At 42.3% G+C, this 18,470-nt stretch carries 15 protein-coding genes; 12 read left to right on the top strand and 3 right to left on the bottom strand.

The features are described from left to right. The first annotated feature begins 24 nt into the window (after nt 1–24). Complete coding sequence (locus ACTFWY_RS00705) at nt 25–1,029, top strand: plasmid pRiA4b ORF-3 family protein (RefSeq protein ID WP_005472426.1); 1,005 nt, start codon at nt 25–27, stop codon at nt 1,027–1,029. A gap of 371 nt (nt 1,030–1,400) precedes the next feature. Then, nucleotides 1,401–2,108, top strand: coding sequence for a GntR family transcriptional regulator (locus tag ACTFWY_RS00700; RefSeq protein ID WP_005472428.1), 708 nt, complete (start codon nt 1,401–1,403; stop codon nt 2,106–2,108). Nucleotides 2,109–2,212: 104 nt separating this feature from the next. On the opposite strand, the gene ACTFWY_RS00695 is transcribed toward ACTFWY_RS00700, so the two are convergent. Beyond that, nucleotides 2,213–3,412, bottom strand: coding sequence for an enolase C-terminal domain-like protein (locus tag ACTFWY_RS00695; protein ID WP_103300033.1), 1,200 nt, complete (start codon nt 3,410–3,412; stop codon nt 2,213–2,215). Nucleotides 3,413–3,698: 286 nt separating this feature from the next. Here ACTFWY_RS00695 and ACTFWY_RS00690 point away from each other — a divergent pair, with 286 nt between their 5' ends. Continuing rightward, entirely contained in the window at nt 3,699–5,522 is a 1,824-nt protein-coding gene (locus ACTFWY_RS00690; protein WP_311810677.1) for a glucose PTS transporter subunit IIA, read from the top strand. A 127-nt stretch (nt 5,523–5,649) separates the two neighbouring features. Here ACTFWY_RS00690 and ACTFWY_RS00685 read toward each other — a convergent pair whose 3' ends face one another. Continuing rightward, nucleotides 5,650–6,771: an NAD(P)/FAD-dependent oxidoreductase gene (locus tag ACTFWY_RS00685; protein WP_103300034.1), complete on the bottom strand. Its 1,122-nt coding sequence runs from the start codon at nt 6,769–6,771 to the stop codon at nt 5,650–5,652. Nucleotides 6,772–6,923: 152 nt separating this feature from the next. On the opposite strand from ACTFWY_RS00685, the gene recQ reads away from it, so the two are divergent. The 5 genes from recQ to ACTFWY_RS00660 all read left to right on the top strand — a co-directional run bounded on the left by recQ (nt 6,924) and on the right by ACTFWY_RS00660 (nt 14,005). After that, nucleotides 6,924–8,690, top strand: coding sequence for a DNA helicase RecQ (gene recQ, locus ACTFWY_RS00680; RefSeq protein ID WP_003127130.1), 1,767 nt, complete (start codon nt 6,924–6,926; stop codon nt 8,688–8,690). 40 nt (nt 8,691–8,730) lie between these two features. Beyond that, nucleotides 8,731–9,150, top strand: coding sequence for a GNAT family N-acetyltransferase (locus ACTFWY_RS00675; protein ID WP_311810675.1), 420 nt, complete (start codon nt 8,731–8,733; stop codon nt 9,148–9,150). A 199-nt stretch (nt 9,151–9,349) separates the two neighbouring features. After that, complete coding sequence (locus ACTFWY_RS00670; RefSeq protein WP_103300036.1) at nt 9,350–10,972, top strand: PTS transporter subunit EIIC; 1,623 nt, start codon at nt 9,350–9,352, stop codon at nt 10,970–10,972. After that, entirely contained in the window at nt 10,972–12,303 is a 1,332-nt protein-coding gene (locus ACTFWY_RS00665) for a 6-phospho-alpha-glucosidase (RefSeq protein WP_003127146.1), read from the top strand. The genes ACTFWY_RS00670 and ACTFWY_RS00665 overlap by 1 nt, the downstream gene beginning before the upstream one ends. 337 nt (nt 12,304–12,640) lie before the next feature. Next, nucleotides 12,641–14,005 (top strand): gluconokinase, encoded by a 1,365-nt coding sequence (locus ACTFWY_RS00660; RefSeq protein ID WP_113849851.1) that lies wholly within the window; start codon nt 12,641–12,643, stop codon nt 14,003–14,005. A gap of 168 nt (nt 14,006–14,173) precedes the next feature. Here the strand turns inward: ACTFWY_RS00660 and ACTFWY_RS00655 are convergent, their stop codons facing one another. Next, nucleotides 14,174–14,899, bottom strand: a complete 726-nt coding sequence (locus ACTFWY_RS00655; RefSeq protein ID WP_086269236.1) for a MurR/RpiR family transcriptional regulator — start codon at nt 14,897–14,899, stop codon at nt 14,174–14,176. A 184-nt stretch (nt 14,900–15,083) separates the two neighbouring features. On the opposite strand from ACTFWY_RS00655, the gene ACTFWY_RS00650 reads away from it, so the two are divergent. From ACTFWY_RS00650 to kduI, 4 genes are all read left to right on the top strand, one after another. Next, nucleotides 15,084–15,836: an IclR family transcriptional regulator gene (locus ACTFWY_RS00650; RefSeq protein ID WP_029486913.1), complete on the top strand. Its 753-nt coding sequence runs from the start codon at nt 15,084–15,086 to the stop codon at nt 15,834–15,836. Nucleotides 15,837–15,946: 110 nt separating this feature from the next. Further along, entirely contained in the window at nt 15,947–16,594 is a 648-nt protein-coding gene (locus tag ACTFWY_RS00645; RefSeq protein WP_113849850.1) for a bifunctional 4-hydroxy-2-oxoglutarate aldolase/2-dehydro-3-deoxy-phosphogluconate aldolase, read from the top strand. 1 nt (nt 16,595) lies between these two features. Further along, nucleotides 16,596–17,597: a sugar kinase gene (locus tag ACTFWY_RS00640; protein WP_103300039.1), complete on the top strand. Its 1,002-nt coding sequence runs from the start codon at nt 16,596–16,598 to the stop codon at nt 17,595–17,597. Between the two features lie 11 nt (nt 17,598–17,608). Then, a complete protein-coding gene (kduI, locus tag ACTFWY_RS00635; RefSeq protein WP_311810674.1) occupies nt 17,609–18,451 on the top strand; it encodes a 5-dehydro-4-deoxy-D-glucuronate isomerase in 843 nt (280 codons plus the stop codon). Nucleotides 18,452–18,470 lie beyond the last annotated feature (19 nt).

Genomic DNA, 18,470 nt, shown 5'->3' with positions numbered 1-18,470 from the left:
CTGATAGAAAGGAGCGGTATTTTTTTGGAAAAAACATTGAAAAAATTAGCAAAAGTAATCGATCACATGATGGATCATGTCGCGTTGTTCGGCGGTCCGAGTGTTGTCAGTAATGATGATTTAGATCATTACTTAGATCCGGTTTTTTATTTGATTTTTTGTGCAGAACAAAAGACGAATAAAAGAATGCTGACAGACAAAGAGTTTGTCGAATGGGTCTATACGGAAATGATGCCTCAAGAGATTCCTTATGATTTGAATTTCCTCCCCTTTGCTAAATTAGCTATTGAAGATTTTTATTATTGCATGTATAAAGAACAGCACATTACAAAAGAACAATACCAAGAGATTATCTTTGTTCTTGCAGAAAAACAGCCTGTGTTTTACTCTCGCATGTCAAAACCGCATTTCTGGTCTTCAGAGAAGAAAGCGGCAATGCTAGAGATGCTTCATGATGTCGAACCGGAAGATCATGATTTGGTTCCGATCGAACATCCCTATGAAAATCAACGATCGCCAAAAATCGTCCCTTTTCCAATAAAAAAAGTTCCTGAAGCTAGCGAAGAAAGAATCGCTGCATATCAAATCCGTATTGATTTGGAAGGTTTCAAGCCGCCGATTTGGCGAAGGATGCTCATTCCTGCAGGCATTAGTTATGAACAACTCCATAATATGATCCAAATTGCTTTTCAATGGCAGGATTCACAGCTCTACCTTTTTCTTGCCGGCAATAATTCAATCGATGTGCCGAACACGGAACCTACAAATGCATTAGTGATCGACCATGATTTCCAAACCTGCCAAACACTGACCTACATTTATGACATGGGTGCTGACTGGACCCACAAAATAAAAATCGAGAAAATACTGACGGCTGCTGAAGCAGGTGAAACAGTCACGCCTGATTGTCTAAAAGCGGTTGGTGATGTGCCAAACGAAGAGCAACCAGAGGAACAAAGAGAATCAGTGAATGTTGAAACAATCAATGAAGAACTCCGGGATTACTGGGAATCTGATCCGTCCGACTAATTTTTTTCTCGGAATAAGTGCAATAATCGATTCATACGATGGTGTGACGAATCTGTTTAACAGTTCGTGACATCTTTTTTGATTGATCCTTGTTTGATTAAGGTGTTGACCATTCATGAACTACATCAAGCTAGCTGATATAGAAATACTCATTTCTGTGGCGACACGCCTGGTTTGATACAGATTCTAATTTTTTAACTCTAGAGCCAATGATTCAGCAGATTGATTTTCGAGTACATTCGAGTACAATAGTTCGTAATGATACTGGACAAGCGACGATGCTCTATCTGCTGTGAGGTGCATCTTTCAATCGCTCTAGAAGATGGGCTATCTGTTCTGGCGACAGCTGAGAGCAAGTGAGGGGAGTTTTTATGAAAAAACGAGAATTTATCGTTCAAGATTTGCTTAGTAAAATTTATCAGGAAGAATTTATTGAAGGAAAATTACCGAATCAAAGAGAACTTGCCAGAAATTATGGCGTTTCCCGCTTTACGATTCAACAAGCAATCAAAAATTTAGAAGAAATCGGCATCGTTCGTGTGGTCCAAGGATCGGGAATCTTTATCCATGAGAAGTGGGTCAAAAATCCCATGATCTTTAATTCCTTGACACGGACTCCTTACGATCGGATCCACTCCAAAATGATTTCTTTGAGTAAAGCACCCGCTACCCCAGATGAACAAAAAATCTTTCAGTTAGCAGACAATGAAGAAGTTTGGACCTTTGAACGGGTGCGAATCGTCAATTATAAGATTGAACAGCTAGAAACGTCGAAGCTACCGGTAGGATTATTTCCTAATGTCACTCAAGAGGTAGTAGAACATTCAATTCAGCGCTATGTTGAGAGTTGCGGATATCGGATTTCCCACTACATCAGCAGTTATACCCCGATTGCGACTTCAATGGCCCAGTCGGCAATCTTGCTGTGCAAACGGGGGACCCCAGCGATGCAAATCACGAATCGGGCAATTTTGGAAGATGGGCGGGTCTATGAATTCAGCAACATCGTCGCCATCGACTATGCAGTCACCTATATTCGACCTTTCGATCGAGAAATCCATCGTTCACGCATCGATTGATCGGCAGAGGAAGAGCCACAAATTTCCTAGACGATAAATCAAAAAAACTCAGAGCTCTGATTCAACAATTTGAGTCAGGCTGCTGAGTTTTTTAGGATTATTATTTAAGGTGTGATTAGTGTACCATCCGGCGTTCTGCTTTGTGTCCACTCATGGGGGCGGTAAACGACCGGAAAATCAGCCGCAGCTTCTTCATCAAATGTAATACCGATCCCGCTTTTTTCCATTGGATAGAAGAAGCCGCCTTTGGGTTGGGGACTGCCAACAAACACGGATTGGGTATTTGCCGGCAACTCGATCGTTTCTTGGATCGCGGCATTGTGCAGATGGATATTCAAATGCGTATTGACTGCCAAGCCGACTGGACTGATATCAGAAGGCGTATGCCAGGCAATTCGAACCCCCATCGCATCGCAAAAATGAGCTAGCTTCAATGCTGGCGTAATGCCGCCAATCTGTGATACATGGGCCCGCATGAAATCGATCTGCCGATTTTTGACTAGTTCTTGCCATTCCATTGGATTATTGAACAATTCACCTGTTGCAATGGGGGTTGCTGACTGACTGCGTAATTGTGTCAGCCAGTGATTTTGGTCAGGCGGCAGAATATCTTCCAAGAAAAAGAGCTGATAAGGTTCTGCTGCTTTGGCAAACTGAATGGCTTGATTCGGATGGAGGCGTTCATGAACATCATGCAGCATTTGAAATTGGTTGCCATATTTTTCTTTGATCGCTGCGAACATCTTCAAAGTCGTTTCCATATAATCTGTCTGATCAAAGTAAGAGCCGGAGATTGGTTCTTCGGGTGTTTGCAACTGGCTTGGATTCCCGCCATAGAACCCGAGCTGGCAACGAATATAGCGATAGCCGGCTGCCAAAAAACGATCGATTTCGTGATAGAGATCGTCTAAATTATCTGCTACCGCATGAGTATAAGCAGGGATCGCGGTTCTTGCTTTTCCCCCCAGCAGTTGATACAGAGGCATATCAGCTAACTGTCCCTTGATATCCCATAATGCCATATCAACACCAGAGATGGCATTGTTTGTGATTGGACCGTTGCGCCAATAGGAATTGACATTCATGACTTGCCAGATGTCTTCGATTTCATTCGCGTCTCTACCCATCAGAAGGGGACGTAAATATTCGTCAACGACTGTTTTGACTGCTAAAGGACGAAATTGAAACGTACTACAGCCTAGTCCGGAAATTCCTTTATTGGTTTCTACTTTAACGACAACAAGGTTATGGCGATCAGGTTTGATCGCAAAGGATTTGACGTCGGTGATGATCGTTGGTGTCATTTTATTCACTCCAATTTTTGTATCTAGTTGATATAGCCATTGAAACACGCAGAGCAACCGCTGTCAATTTGGTCCAAAAAAAGATGGCTATGGCTCATAAAACCAGTCCAATTTTAGATAGATTCTTATTTATTTGTTGATACATAGCCTTTTTGGTCGGTTTTTTTAATAAAAGGACTGGTTTTACAAGCGGGTGCAGCCATGCTACTATGTGTGTGAAAACGGACCCACTTGAAAAGGCGCCTCAAGATTCAAGTCCGTTAGCAAACAACAGGAGGAAAAAATGATGATGAAAGAAGACATCGTAAAACAGATCATAAAAGATGTTGGTGGATCCGAGAATATCAATAATGCTTGGCATTGTATGACGCGGCTTCGTTTTGATTTGAAGGATGAAAAGAAAGTTGACTATACTGCTTTAGAAAAAATACCTAAAGTGGTGGGAACGAAATATCAAAGCAATCAGCTCCAAGTGGTGATCGGTACAGATGTAGCGGATTATTATGCTCCATTAGCCAAAGAACTTGGTTTGGATGAAAAGAGTCAAGAGTCTTCAGAGAAAAAAGGCGCTGTCTCGTTGTTTATGGATACAGTCTCCGGTGTATTTGGACCAATTGTTCCAGCAATCGCTGGGGCAGGAATGATTAAAGGGTTGATGGCAGGATTGGTTGCCTTAAATGTGATTTCCAATCAAACAGATACGTATTTAGTCATTGATATGATCGCCAGCGGCGTATTTACCTTCTTGCCATTTTTTGTTGCTGCTTCTGCTGCGCGCATCTTTAAAACGAATCAATACTTGGCGATCGCCATTGCTGCAACATTACAATTTCCAACGATGACGAATGCAGTTGCTGAAGGCAATATTTCGGCCTTTCGACTGTTTGGGGTTTTACCAGTTCCCGTTTTCAATTATGCGGGTACCGTTATTCCAATCATTTTTGCTGTTTTAGCATTAAGCTACATTTATCGCTGGGTAGACAAGGTATTGCCGCAAGTTCTGCGGACCGTCTTTACACCGACGATTTCCTTGTTTGTGGCTGGACTGATTACACTGACAGTTATTGGTCCAATCAGTATTCATTTAGGCAATTTGCTTGCAGATGGTGTAGCTGGCTTGTTTACGATTTCTCCTGTATTGGCAGGAATTGTTGTAGGTGCTATTCGTCCAATTGCGATCTTTACCGGATTACACCATGCAATGACGCCAATCGCATTACAAAACTTTGCCAATCAAGGGTATGATATGTTGATGCCAATGATGTTCATGGCAAATATGGCGATCACCGGCGCAACCGCAGCGATCTACTTTAAAGTAAGATCAAAAGAAGAAAAATCAATCATTTTGTCCTCAGCTGTGTCAGGATTGCTGGGCATCACTGAGCCAGCATTGTTTGGGATTTTATCAAAATATAAAAAAGCATTTTTAGCAGCTACCATCGGTAGTTCGATTGCATCAGCGTTCATCAGCTTTTTTGGCGTAAGGATCTATGGCTATATTTTATCCAGTATCTTTAGTTTGCCGGCTTATATTGGTGAATACTTTATCTATGCGGTCCTAGGCATTGTCTTGGCGATCGGTTCCTCTTTTGCTCTGACTTATTTCCTAGTCCCTAATCAAGCAGAAACAGAAACCTTCACCAACGAACTTGATTTGCATGCTGTAACGCAAGGAGAATACATTCCATTGGAAGATGTACCCGACGAAGTGTTTTCAACAAAAATGATGGGTGAAGGGTATGCCATTCACTCTAAAGACGGCCAAATCTATTCGCCAGTCAGTGGTGAAGTCACTTCGGTTTTCCCTTCCAAACATGCGGTGGGAGTCACCACATCGAATGGTGTGGAAGTTCTAGTCCATATGGGAATCGATACAGTTTCTCTTGATGGCAAAGGCTTTGAAGTATTCGTAAAAGTAGGAGAGCAAGTAACCCCACAATCGAAACTAGCAGCGATGGACTTGTCTTATATCGAACAACAAGGCAAAGAAACGATGGTCATCGTCCTAATCACGAACATGGAACGTGTCCAACAATTTTCAGGAACGATCGGTCTTGAAGGAAATCATCAAGCCGGTGCCCTATTAGAAAAGGTAATTTTAAACGCTTAAATTCAAAAAAAAAGAGGTTTAACAAGAGGGGAGATGCACCTGGCAAAAGCAGCTGCGGTATATTCTGTCCAATTGTTCGAAAGAAAGAGCTGCGACAAGACTTTTGTCACAGCTCCTTTTTTTACCATCAGTGACGTTGAGTAATATAGGCAGCTATAGGTTTACTATATTTCTCAAAAAGTTTTTGCTTTTCAGAAGGGTTCTGACCTTGATTAAAATATTCAGCCAGTAAATAACCGATATAGGGACCTGTGGTTAATCCAGAAGAACCCAGTCCGCTGGCGACCACTAATCCTGGCTCACTGGGAAGCAGTCCAAAAAATGGCGCAAAGTCAGAAGTATAGGCCCGTGTTCCTACGCGAACTGTCATTGGCGCAGCAAACAATTTCTCTGGGGCTGCCAAAAATGAACCGATGCCAGTCAGCAATTGTTGCTTTGCTGCTTCAGTGGGAGTCAGATCCCAACCGCCATCATTTTCGTGAGTTGCTCCTAAAAGGATCTTCCCATTCGCAAAAGGAATCAAATCGCCTTCGCCTTCTAACATCGCCACTGGCCAATCTTTTGCTGACGCTGTCGTTTCGAAGGAGAGTAGCTGTCCTTTTTGGGGACGAACATCGACGTGGTAGTTCAAGTGTTCTAACAGTTGGCCTAATCCTGGTCCGGCGGTTAAACAAACATGATCCGCTGGAATTTCTGCGTATGTAGTAGAAACGACCCAATTTTTTTCTTTATAAAGTCTAGCCTTCCCTTGGATGAAAACGACCCCATTGGTACGGGCCCGTTCTTCTAGGAACGCTAGATAAGCAGCGCCATCTAGTCGACCTCCTCCGGAAATTTTCAAAGCCGGTAGTGGTTTGAGTAAAGGTAAAGCTTGCTGCGTTTCAGCAGGAGAAAGACAGGTGATTTGACCGATTTCCGGTGCCTCTTTGCGCCGTTCCTCCGCCAGTTCCGCTAATGCTGCCAACTGATTTTCTGGGCGAATGATCAATGTACCTGAGCGTTGATAAATATCTGTGGTCAGTGAGAAATCTTGTGCCAATTTTTCGAAAAAAGCAGCCCCATCTTTAGCTAATTGATACCATCGTTTGTTTCGCCGTTTCGAAAGCCAGGGGGAAATGATCCCGGCACTCGCTTTAGTAGCTTGTCCCGTAGGGTCGTCAACCACGGTCACTTGGTACTTCGTCGTATCTAGATAATTTGCTAAGGTCATCCCAATGATGCCGCCACCGATAATTACGATTTTTTCCATAAAATTGCAAACTCCTTTTTTGTTTCAATCATTGTTCCATATTCTTCTCAAAAAATCAAAGACTGAAAGTTCCTGTCGAAAGTGATTCCCAAACTGTTTCCATTTCAAATGACTGGATTTTCTCGTATAATGGACATGGAAAAGAGGATATTATGCAATCAATCAATCAAGTTTTAAGAGATAAATTCGGTTATACCAGCTTTCGGGAAGGTCAAGAATCAATCATCAATGCCATTCTTTCTCATCAAAATGTTTTAGGCATCATGCCGACTGGCGGAGGAAAATCTGTATGTTATCAGCTCCCGGCTTTATTGTTAGACGGTCTGACATTAGTTATTTCACCATTGATTTCATTGATGAAAGATCAAGTAGATGCATTGAATGACATGGGTATCCCGGCCGCTTATATCAATAGTACCTTATCAGCTCCGGAAATCAACCAACGGTTAAGGCAAGCATCGAAAGGAGAAATCAAACTCCTGTATGTCGCTCCAGAGCGTTTGGAATCAGATCATTTTCGCGAATTGCTGCGCTATGTTCCTATATCCCTACTCGCTGTTGATGAAGCCCACTGTATTTCACAATGGGGACATGATTTTCGTCCTAGCTATTTACGCTTAGCGGAAACGATCCATAGTTTTGATCAGCGGCCAACGGTGGTGGCATTGACAGCTACAGCAACGCCAAAAGTTGCCCAAGATATTGAACGACTGTTGCTGATTCCACCAGAGAACCAAGTGAAAACGGGTTTTGCTCGCGAAAATCTATCTTTTGAAGTTATCAAAGAGCAGAAAGATACTTATTTGCTGACCTATTTAAAGATGAACAAAGGGCAATCAGGGATTATTTATGCCAGCACACGCAAAGAAGTCGAACGAATCTATCGTTTATTGAAACAACAATCTATCAATGCTGGACGCTATCATGGCGGATTAACTGAAGAAGAACGTACGCAAAACCAAGAAGATTTTCTTTTTGATCGTCTTCAAGTGATGGTAGCAACCAATGCTTTTGGTATGGGAATCAACAAGAGCAATGTGCGCTTTGTGATCCACGCCCAGATCCCCGGTAATTTAGAATCTTATTATCAAGAAGCCGGACGTGCCGGACGAGATGGTGAACCTAGCGAAGCCATTTTATTATACGCTCCGCAGGATTTACAGATTCAGCAGTTTTTTATCGATCAATCTGAGTCCGATATTCAGTATCGTCAAAATGAATACCTCAAGTTGAGAGAAATGAGTCAGTATGGGCATACACAAATGTGTCTTCAACGTTACATATTGCGGTATTTTGGGGAAGACGGTCCCGATTGTGGCCGCTGCAGCAATTGCTTAGATGAACGAGAACAGGTAGATATCACCGTTGAGACGCAAAAAGTGTTGTCCTGTGTGAAACGAATGGGTGAACGTTTTGGCAAAGCGTTAGTGGGGAAAGTGTTGACCGGATCAGCAGATCAGAAAGTCACCCAATGGGGATTTGAAAAATTGCCAACCTATGGTTTGTTGAAAGATTGGTCACAAAAAGAAGTCAATCAACTCATTGACTACTTAACCGCATCAGGCTATTTAGTCCCTTCGGAAGGACAATACCCCCTGCTCAGTGTGTCAGCTGCCGGTGTAGAGGTTCTTTTAGGCAAGGCAAAGGTTTACCGAAAACAAGCCAAAGTACGTCAATTGGTCGTCGATGACGAATTGTTTGACCAATTACGTTCCCTGCGATTGACGCTCGCACAAGAACAAAACTTGCCGCCGTATGTCGTCTTTTCGGACAAGACATTGCGGGAACTTGCGGAGCAGCAGCCTAAAACTCCTATCGAATTTCTACAGATCAAAGGTGTTGGTCAAAACAAGTTAGATAAATACGGTGATGCGTTTCTGGCTGTGTTGAAAGAATACCGAGAAACAACAGAAAAATAGTGCTGCTTTACGATTCAGGAAAAAACAAGGAGAAACCAAGATGCTGAAGATTCGTTATGCGCAAAAAAGGGATACGACATTCTGGCTAGAGCTAGATAATCATTTGTCAAAAGCAGGATTAGCAAAAAAGTTCCAAGATCAACAGGCGTTGATCTTAACCGATGAGGAAGAACCTGTGGGGATTCTTCGCTACCAATTGTTTTGGGATACCATTCCCTTTTGTACCCTGCTGGTGGTCAACGAATCCCAGCAGAGAAAAGGGAGAGGAAGGCACTTCCTCCGCCTTTGGGAAGCAGAAATGCGGAAACAAAGGTATGGGATGTGTATGACCTCTACTCAGTCTGATGAGAGCGGTCAGCATTTCTATCGAAAATGTGGCTACAAAGATGCCGGTGGGTTGCTTATGGACGTACCAGGTTTTGAACAGCCGTTGGAATTGTTTTTTGTGAAGCCGTTATGATCAAAAAATCGTCTATCACGTTATCTCAAGCGAGCCAATTCGAGGTTCGCTTTTTTATTTTTCTTGTGCGGAGTTTGTTAGAATGCTGAAACGCATTCCAAACTTTGCAACAGGTTGATTTGAAAGCGGTTCCTGTTCCAATGGACGCCAAACTTCCCTATAATAAACCTACCGATAAAAAAGTAAAGGAGTTTCATCAATGAAAGAAAAAGTGATGGATGCGATGCAGAAGTTTTCGAAAGCCATGTTTGTTCCGGTACTGATATTGCCGATTGCCGGAATCTTGATCGCAATTGGTAATGTTTTCACAAACGTTCGTTTGATTGAGCGTTTCCCATTTTTGGATAATCCGATCACAACTGGTTTTGGGAGTATATTATCTGCTTCGCTCCTACCGATTTTGACGAATCTCGGCATCATATTTTGTGTAGGGATCGCTCTTGGTCTTGCCAAAAAGAAAAAGGCAGAAGCCGGTTTTACAGCGTTATTAGGCTATCTGGTATTCTTATATGCCATGAATAAATTCTTGGAACTTCGAGGGATGCTAGTAGCGGCAGATGCACTTCAAGGATCAGGACAAGCACTGGTCTTAGGGATTCAAGTTTTAGACATGGGTGTTTTTTTAGGAATCATTTTAGGAATTATTGTTGCATTGATTCATAATCGTTTCATCGATACCACGTTCAATAACGCCTTTCAGGTATATGGTGGTGCTCGTTTTGTGTTTATCATTTTGATTCCAGTCGTCGTTTTGTTGGCCATTCTGTCTTCGATCGTATGGCCAGTGATTCAAACGGGTATTGATGGCTTAGGTGGAATCATTCAAGAAACAGGAAACTTCGGCATCTTCTTGTATGGGACGCTAGAAAGATTATTGATTCCAACTGGACTCCATCATCTGATCTATACGCCATTTCTCTATACATCACTTGGAGGAGTCGCTGAAGTCGGTGGTCAAGTCTTTGAAGGAGCCCGTAACATTTACTTTGCAGAAATTGCGGATCCGGCAGTAAAGGTTCTCTCGCAAAGTGTCATCTGGGATGCACGAGGAATTTCAAAAATGTTTGGCTTGCTTGGTGCCTGTCTAGCTATGTATCAGACCGCAAAACCAGAGAATAGAGTCAAGGTCAAAGCTATTTTGATCCCAGCAGTGGTGACTTCCTTTATTGCTGGGGTAACGGAACCGATCGAATTTTCGTTTATGTTCGTTGCGCCAGTTTTGTTCGTGATCCATTCCGCATTAAGTGGACTGAGTATGGTTGCTTTGAATATTTTTGGCTCAAGAGCGATTGGTCCGAATGGCTTTATTGATTTCCTTTTGTATAACTTGCCGTTAGGGATTGAAAAGACTCGCTGGCCCATCTATATCGCCGTTGGCGTAGTATTTTTCTTTCTCTATTATGCTCTTTTCCGCTTTTTGATTACCAAAATGAATTTGAAAACAGTCGGTCGGGAAGATGAAGGGAATGAAACAAAATTGTATTCAAAAAAAGAGTACAAAGAGAAACGGTTAGCAGGAGCTGGTGTTGGAGTGACGGCAGAAGTAATCCCTTCATCTGTACCAACGGACTCGATTTCAGCATTGATCACGAAAGGTTTAGGTGGAGACAGTAATATTAAAACGATTGACAACTGTTACACACGATTGCGTTTGAAACTAAAAAATCCAGAACTAGTGGATGAGACATTGCTAAAAGAAGAAACCCAAGCCAAAGGCGTTATCAAGAATGGTGAGAATGTCCATGTTGTTTATGGATTGACTGTACCAAAAGTACGAGAAGAATTAGAAAAGTTTCTTGGACGAGAAGGAGAGATTGAATGATGAAGAATTTTTCAGTAGTGATTGCCGGTGGAGGAAGTACCTTCACACCAGGGATCGTGATGATGCTGTTAGATAATCAAAACCGCTTCCCATTGAGAAAGCTGACACTTTATGATAATGATGAAGCGCGACAAAGAACTTTAGGTGAAGCATTGACGATCTTATTAAAAGAACAGGCACCACAGATCGAATTTTCTTATACGACGGATCCGCAAGCAGCTTTTACTGGTGCTGACTTTTGTATGGCTCATATTCGAGTAGGCAAATATGACATGCGGGAAAAAGACGAGAAGGTTCCTCTACGCCATGGTGTGTTCGGTCAAGAGACTTGCGGACCTGGCGGTATCGCTTATGGTATGCGCAGTATCACCGGAATGTTGGAAATCATTGATTATATGGAAACGTATTCGCCAGATTGCTGGATGTTAAATTATTCGAATCCGGCAGCGATTGTAGCAGAAGCCTGTCGTGTGTTGCGACCTGACGCAAAAGTATTGAATATTTGCGATATGCCAGTGGGCACCTTGCGACGGATGTCGCAAATTATTGATAAAAATCCAGCAGACTTAGAAGTTCGTTATTTTGGCTTGAATCATTTTGGCTGGTGGACCAGCATCAAGGACAAAGAAGGCAACGAATACATCCAACAAATCAGGGAATATGTTGCACAGAATGGCTATCTTACTCAAGTTGAAGTGGACACCCAACATACAGATCCTAGTTGGCAAGAAACCCACAAAAAAGCCAAAGATCTTTTGGCTCTGACACCAGAGTATTTGCCAAATACGTATTTAAAATATTACTTATACCCAGATTACGTTTATGATCATATGAAAGAGCATCCCGAATATACGCGTTCGAATGAGGTCATGGAAGGAAGAGAAAAGCGAGTCTTCGACCATGCGAAAAAAATCATCGAACAAGGATCGGCAGAGGGTATCGCATTTGAAATCGATGCTCATGCAACCTTTATTGTGGATCTGGCACGAGCAATTGCGTTCAATACGCATGAACGAATGGTCATGATTGTTGAGAATAACGGGGCAATCGCTAACTTTCCTGATGATGCCATGGTGGAAGTTCCTTGTATTGTTGGCTCTGATGGACCAGAAGCTTTGGCACAAGGCAAGATACCATCTTTCCAACAAGCCTTGATGTTCCAACAAGTCACTGTGGAAAAATTAGTGGTGGAGGCATATGTGGAAAAGAGTTACCAAAAAATGTGGCAGGCGTTAACCCTTTCCAAAACCATTCCTAGCGCAAAAGTAGCCAAAGATCTCTTAGATGATCTGGTCTCAGAAAATGGTGATTATTGGCCGGGACTCCACTAAAATGTTTCACATGCTGAGAAACATTTCTGATCAAAAGATTTCACTTTGAAAAACCTTACAACAATTAGTGTTCGCTAAAAAGTCTGAGGATGACAGAGGAGATAGAGGATCTGAATGATAAACGAGAGGGAGTGCATCTGTGGTGCAGTAGTTGATGGCTGCAAGCTGGATGTTTGCCAACCCTCTTGTCAATCATTCGGATTTTTTTGCTGGAATCACTGACATTCTAAATGTTTATCAAGAATCCAAAGGGAGATGAGCAATGGTCTTTTTGCGGGGATCTTTTTTAAGTATGCTAAAATAGAAATGAATTAGCAGAGATAAGGGAGCGAGAGGAATGTTTTTAGGGATTGATATTGGAACGACGGCAATAAAAATCGGTTTGTTGGAAGAACGGAAAATCATTTATCAACGTTCTTTCCCTATTTATACCAAAACAGAAAAAGGTCGCACACAGTCTGCGTCAGAAATTATAGCTGTACTTTTGAAAGGGATCACGGAGATTCCCTCCTCTTTACGAGAGCAAATAACAGTGATTGGGTTCAGTACAGCGATGCATAGTCTAATGCCAGTGATAAATGAGAAATTTGAAGAAATCTATATTTGGTCAGATAATCAGGCTAGCCAAGTGATTGCAGAGTTTCGTCAATCCTCATTGTCAGAATCGTTTTATCGGCAGACTGGGACACCGATCCATGCGATGTCGCCATTTGCTAAGTTGCTTCACTTCAAATCCGCTGGCGGTTTTGATGGCAAGACAAAATGGTATGGGCTGAAAGAATTGGTGATGCTTTTATTTACCGGAGCTCCTTGGATCGACCGAAGTACTGCATCGGCAACAGGCCTCTACTCTCTTGAAGAAAAAAATTGGAGTCAAGAGATTCTTCACTATTTGGACCTTTCCATTGAACAGTTTGCGCCAATCTGTGACACGACCGATCGGTTTCCTATTGCTGCGTCCGCTGCCGCTCGCTATGGATTGAATGAAACAGTAGAGATCATGTGCGGCGCCAGTGATGGCTGTTTGGCGGCTTATGCAGGGTATGTATCGACTGGAATCAAAAATAGTTTGACGATCGGCACTAGTGCTGCTGTTCGAAAGGTGACGGATCAACCGGTGTTCGATCAGCGGCAAAATTTTTGTTATTACCTTAAAGAGGGTCAATATGTCATTGGTGCTCCGTCGAATAATGGGGGGTGCGTCCTTGCTTGGATCAAAGAAACATTGGCACAAGATCCTGACACTTTCTATGAGAGTCTCCCAAGAATCATTGAAGAAACCACAATCGGTAGCCATGGTCTGCGCTTTTTTCCGTTTATCAATGGGGAACGGGCTCCTTATTGGACATCTGATATCAAGGCGTCTTATCATGGTTTGACGATTCAACATACTCGGGCAGATATGATTCGTGGAGCAATTGAGGGGATGTTGTTGAATATTGGTGTTTTAAAAGAAATGGCAGCAATTACTGATGAAGTGACGATCAGCGGTGGCGTTTTCCAATCGAAAGCCATTGCACAATTAACAGCTGATATCTTGGGCGTGACATGTTATTTGTCACCGGCAAACGAACCAATTTTTGGTCTTTATGATCTTTATTTTGGTCATCGTTTGGCAGCAAGAGACCACTTGCAGACCATTACGCCGAATCAAAAAACGAGCGCTGCCTACGCGTCGCTCGCTGAACATTATTTTGACTAGCAGAAAAGGTTGCGGCTGAAGTATCAGCGAGATTGAACAACAAGATTGAACGACCTGAAAGCAACTGAATGGCTTCATTTATCGAGTAGATGCGAAGCGGGAAAGCCAGATAGCAGGGGTGATCCTAGAGTTTTTTGGCTATTCCATATGTTGAAGCCCTGGACTCTTTTAGTTGATTTCGGCAGTAAATGCCTCTACGAGGTACTCCATTAGCAGTAAAAGCTTTCCGTAAAAACTCGTATATTGGATGTTCTGCGTATCATATGGTCGTTCATCAGTGACACCAAAAGAAAAATTTGCTAGTTGATGGGCTCGGTGTTCACCATTGCCGCAAAAAAGGACAGTGGGGATTTGATGGTCATTCGCTAGTTGCATTTTTTCTAGCACTTTCTGTGTCTCCCCCGATTTAGAAATCGTAATCAGCATACTGATGTTGTCGATATTATTACTAATGATACCGCCGGAATCAGAAGCACTCACCAGTAAAGTTTTAATACCATTAACCAACATTTTTTTATGAAGGTATTCTGCTATGATACCAGAAAAGCCAGTGGCATAAATGGTAATGAATTTATCATTGTTTTGAGCATAAATTTCTTTGATCGCATCAATAGAGGCTGCAATGCCTTCTGTGTTGATCTGATAGTCAATGGCTGCTTCAGTGGTCATTTGACGATTCAGCCGATTTTTTAAGAAATAAAGTAATTCCAAATAGCCGGAAAAACCTAATTTTTGTGCTAATCGCACCAGTGTTGCTGGAGAAGTATAAAGCTCTTGCGCGATTTTTCGCAAAGGGACGCCTTCGATTTTGTCCGTATGAGACACCAAATAAGTGAGGATGTGCTGCTCGCTTTCGGAAATTTTTTTTCCTTTGGTCAATACATTTAAGTCCATGCTATTGCTCCTTTTCGTGGTAATATCATCATACAATGAAGAGAAACAGAAAGTAAAACTTTTTTCTTTATCCTTTTTTTAAACAACCTTCTTATACCGTCTTCGCAAGAGAAGATGGATAAGTTTGGTTGTTTATTTCATTATAAGAGATTATAATTTCTTATATAGAAAAAACAAAGGTGGAATACAAATGACGAAACCCTATGGGACTGTTTTGATTAAAGCCGCGAAAATCATGGATTATCTTGCGGAAGAACCCAACAAATCGTTGCAAGAGATTGCAGCTGCTACAGACTTAACCAATTCAACCGCGTTAAAGATTCTCGAAACATTACAGCTGATCGGCTATGTTGCAAAGGACAAGCAAAAAGAATACCGCTTAGGATCTAAACTCGTCAAATATGCCAATAAAAATATTCAAGAACTTGACTTGGTAGAGATCAGTCTGCCATTTTTGGAAGAATTGCAGGAAAAAGCCGATGAGACCATCCATTTGGGGGTTTTGACAGCGAATGAAATCTTGTATGTCAATAAACTGGAACCTCAAAATCAAACTATTCGCATGTCGTCGAAGGTGGGAATTTCAAGACCTTTATATAGCTCAGCGATGGGGAAAGCTGTATTGGCAGAATTCGATGAGACAAGCTATGAAGCTTATTTAGATGAAACACCTTTACAACCTTATACTGAGAACACCATCACGAATGTTCTTAAATTAAATCAAGAGTTAAGAGAAGTGCGTCAGCTGAAGATCGCTTTTGATGATGAAGAAATGGAGAAAGAGATTTTTTGTATCGGCGCGGCTCTTTTGAAAGATGAGGAAATTGTCGGTGCTTTCTCAGTCAGTCTGCCAAAATACCGATTGACCGAGAGCTATAAACAAACATTGCTTCAAGAAATACGTGCCACAAAAGATAAAATCGAAGCAGCTATTTGAAATACTTTTGGAAACCCCTTGCAAAAGAAAAAAGACCAGGTATAATAAAGATAAGATTTCTTTATAATAAAACTTAATTTCCAAATAGGAAATTAAGGATGGAGGGGTTTATGAAAAAAGTAGAGCGATTATCAAAGTTAAAAGCCTGTGGAATCGTTGCAGTCGTTCGAGGCACTACAAGGCAAGAAGCGCTGGAAGCTAGTCGTGCCATCGTCCGAGGCGGTATTAAAGGAATTGAATTGACCTTCACGGTTCCGCAAGCTGCTGAAGTGATTGCAGAGTTAGTCAATGACTATCAAGAGGACCAAGAAGTGATCATAGGAGCTGGCACGGTACTTGACGCAGTGACTGCCCGCTTAGCGATTATGGCTGGCGCAGAGTATATCGTCAGTCCGACATTTGATCGCGATACAGCTGAGATTTGTAATTTGTATCAAGTACCTTATTTGCCAGGCTGTATGACGATCACTGAAATGAAAGAAGCCTTGAAATCAGGCGCAGACATCATCAAGCTGTTTCCAGGAAGTGCCTATGGTCCTAGTATCATTTCCGCTTTCAAAGCACCATTGCCCCAATTGAATCTTATGCCTACTGGCGGAGTCAGCTTGGAAAATATGTCTGAGTGGTTCAATGCCGGAGTGGTCGCTGTTGGTGTCGGTGGTAATTTGTTAGCGCCAGCTGCTAGTGGTGATTTCGAGAAAGTGACAGCGGTTGCTTCACAATATGTGGCCAAGTTAAATGACATTCGAGGTAACTGAGATGACTAGAATTATTACCTTAGGCGAGATTATGTTGCGCTTATCGACTAGTTCTGGTGTACGCTTGGAGCAAAGCGGACATTTTGCTGCACACTATGGCGGTGGTGAAGCAAATGTTGCTATCTCTTTAGCTAACTATGGGCACGACGTCTCTTTTGCAAGTAAAGTCCCGGCAAATGATCTCGGAAAAGCTGTTACCCATCATTTACGCAATTACGGAGTGGATTGCAGTCTGCTTCTAAGCGGTGGTCCCCGGCTGGGTACTTACTATATGGAATCTGGTGTAGGAGAACGTGCAGCAAAAGTCATTTATGACCGTGCAGGGTCAAGTTTTGCGGAAATCAAGACCAATGAATGGTCAGAAGCGATCTTTAAAGATGTCGCACTTTTCCATGTATCCGGCATTACACCAGCGTTATCCGAGACGTGGCGGGATTTGACCCTTTCACTTGTTAAGCGTGCGAAAAAAGCAGGTTGCAAAATCAGTTTCGATATCAATTATCGTGGCAAACTGTGGACGACAAATGAAGCCGCCGCCTTTCTAAAGGAAATCCTTCCTTTGGTCGATTATTGTTCGGCGGGCAAGTTGGATGCACAAGTTTTTATGGAGATTCCAGCCTATACAGGGCAAGGAAATGAGTTGCTGTATTATTACCAACAAATGAACCAGCGTTATCCGAATATTGAACTGTTTTATTCGACAAAACGAGAAGTGCTTTCCGCCAGTGCTAATACATTGATGGGTACTCTTTGGCATAACGGCCAATATGCAGCTTCTCAAGAACACCGCATCGATCCTATTGTTGATCGAGTAGGCGGAGGGGATGCTTTTTGTGCAGGCGTCCTGCATGGCATTCTAAGTGGGTATTCCTCTCAGGAAACCATTGACTTTGCTACCGCAGCATCTGCATTAAAGCACACGATTCATGGAGATTGTAATCAATTTACAGAAGCGGAAGTAGCTGAATTTTTAGCAGCCGGATCTGGAAAAATCATTCGCTAGGAGGAACCAGCATGCAAGAAATGGAAACCCGTTATACACACAGCCCAGCAGATATTCGATACTATAGTACCGAACAATTACGCAATGAATTTTTGGTAGAGAAAATTTTTGTACCCGGAACGATCCAGTTGACTTATACCCATAATGATCGCATGATCTTTGGCGGAGTAACGCCTACGGATCAACCATTAGAGATTCAATTGAGCAAAGAGTTAGGCGTAGAATACTTTTTGGAACGCCGTGAACTAGGTGTGATCAATATTGGCGGTGCAGGAACCATTGAAATTGACGGCACCAAAGAAGACATGAAAAAGCAAGACGGATACTATATCGGAAAAGAAACGAAACATGTAGTCTTTTCTTCAAAAGATCCAAATGATCCGGCGAAATTCTATGTATCCAGTGTACCGGCACATCATAAATACCCGAATGTAAAAATCAGTATCGATCAGGTCAAACCAATGGAAACAGGTGAAGGCTTGACGCTGAATGAACGGAAGATTTATCAGTATATTCATCCGAATGTGTGTGAAAGTTGCCAGCTGCAAATGGGGTATACGATTTTAGAACCAGGTAGCGCTTGGAATACGATGCCTTGTCATACCCATGAACGCCGTATGGAAGCCTATGTTTATTTTGATTTCGCCAATGAGGACACAAAAGTTTTCCATATGATGGGTAAACCAGATGAAACCAAACATTTAGTAGTCGCAGAAGAGCAAGCAGTCATTTCCCCAAGTTGGTCGATCCATTCTGGAGTCGGAACAAGCAACTATTCCTTTATTTGGGCAATGTGCGGGGAGAACATCACATACACAGATATGGACATGGTTCCCATGGATGAGTTGAAATAATAAAAGAAAGAAGGATGAA

Source organism: Enterococcus sp. 125944 (assembly GCF_051909435.1).
Classification (GTDB): Bacteria; Bacillota; Bacilli; order Lactobacillales; family Enterococcaceae; genus Enterococcus_D; species Enterococcus_D gallinarum.
Note: the sequence above shows the minus strand (reverse complement) of the source record. Positions and strands in the feature narration are given on the sequence as shown.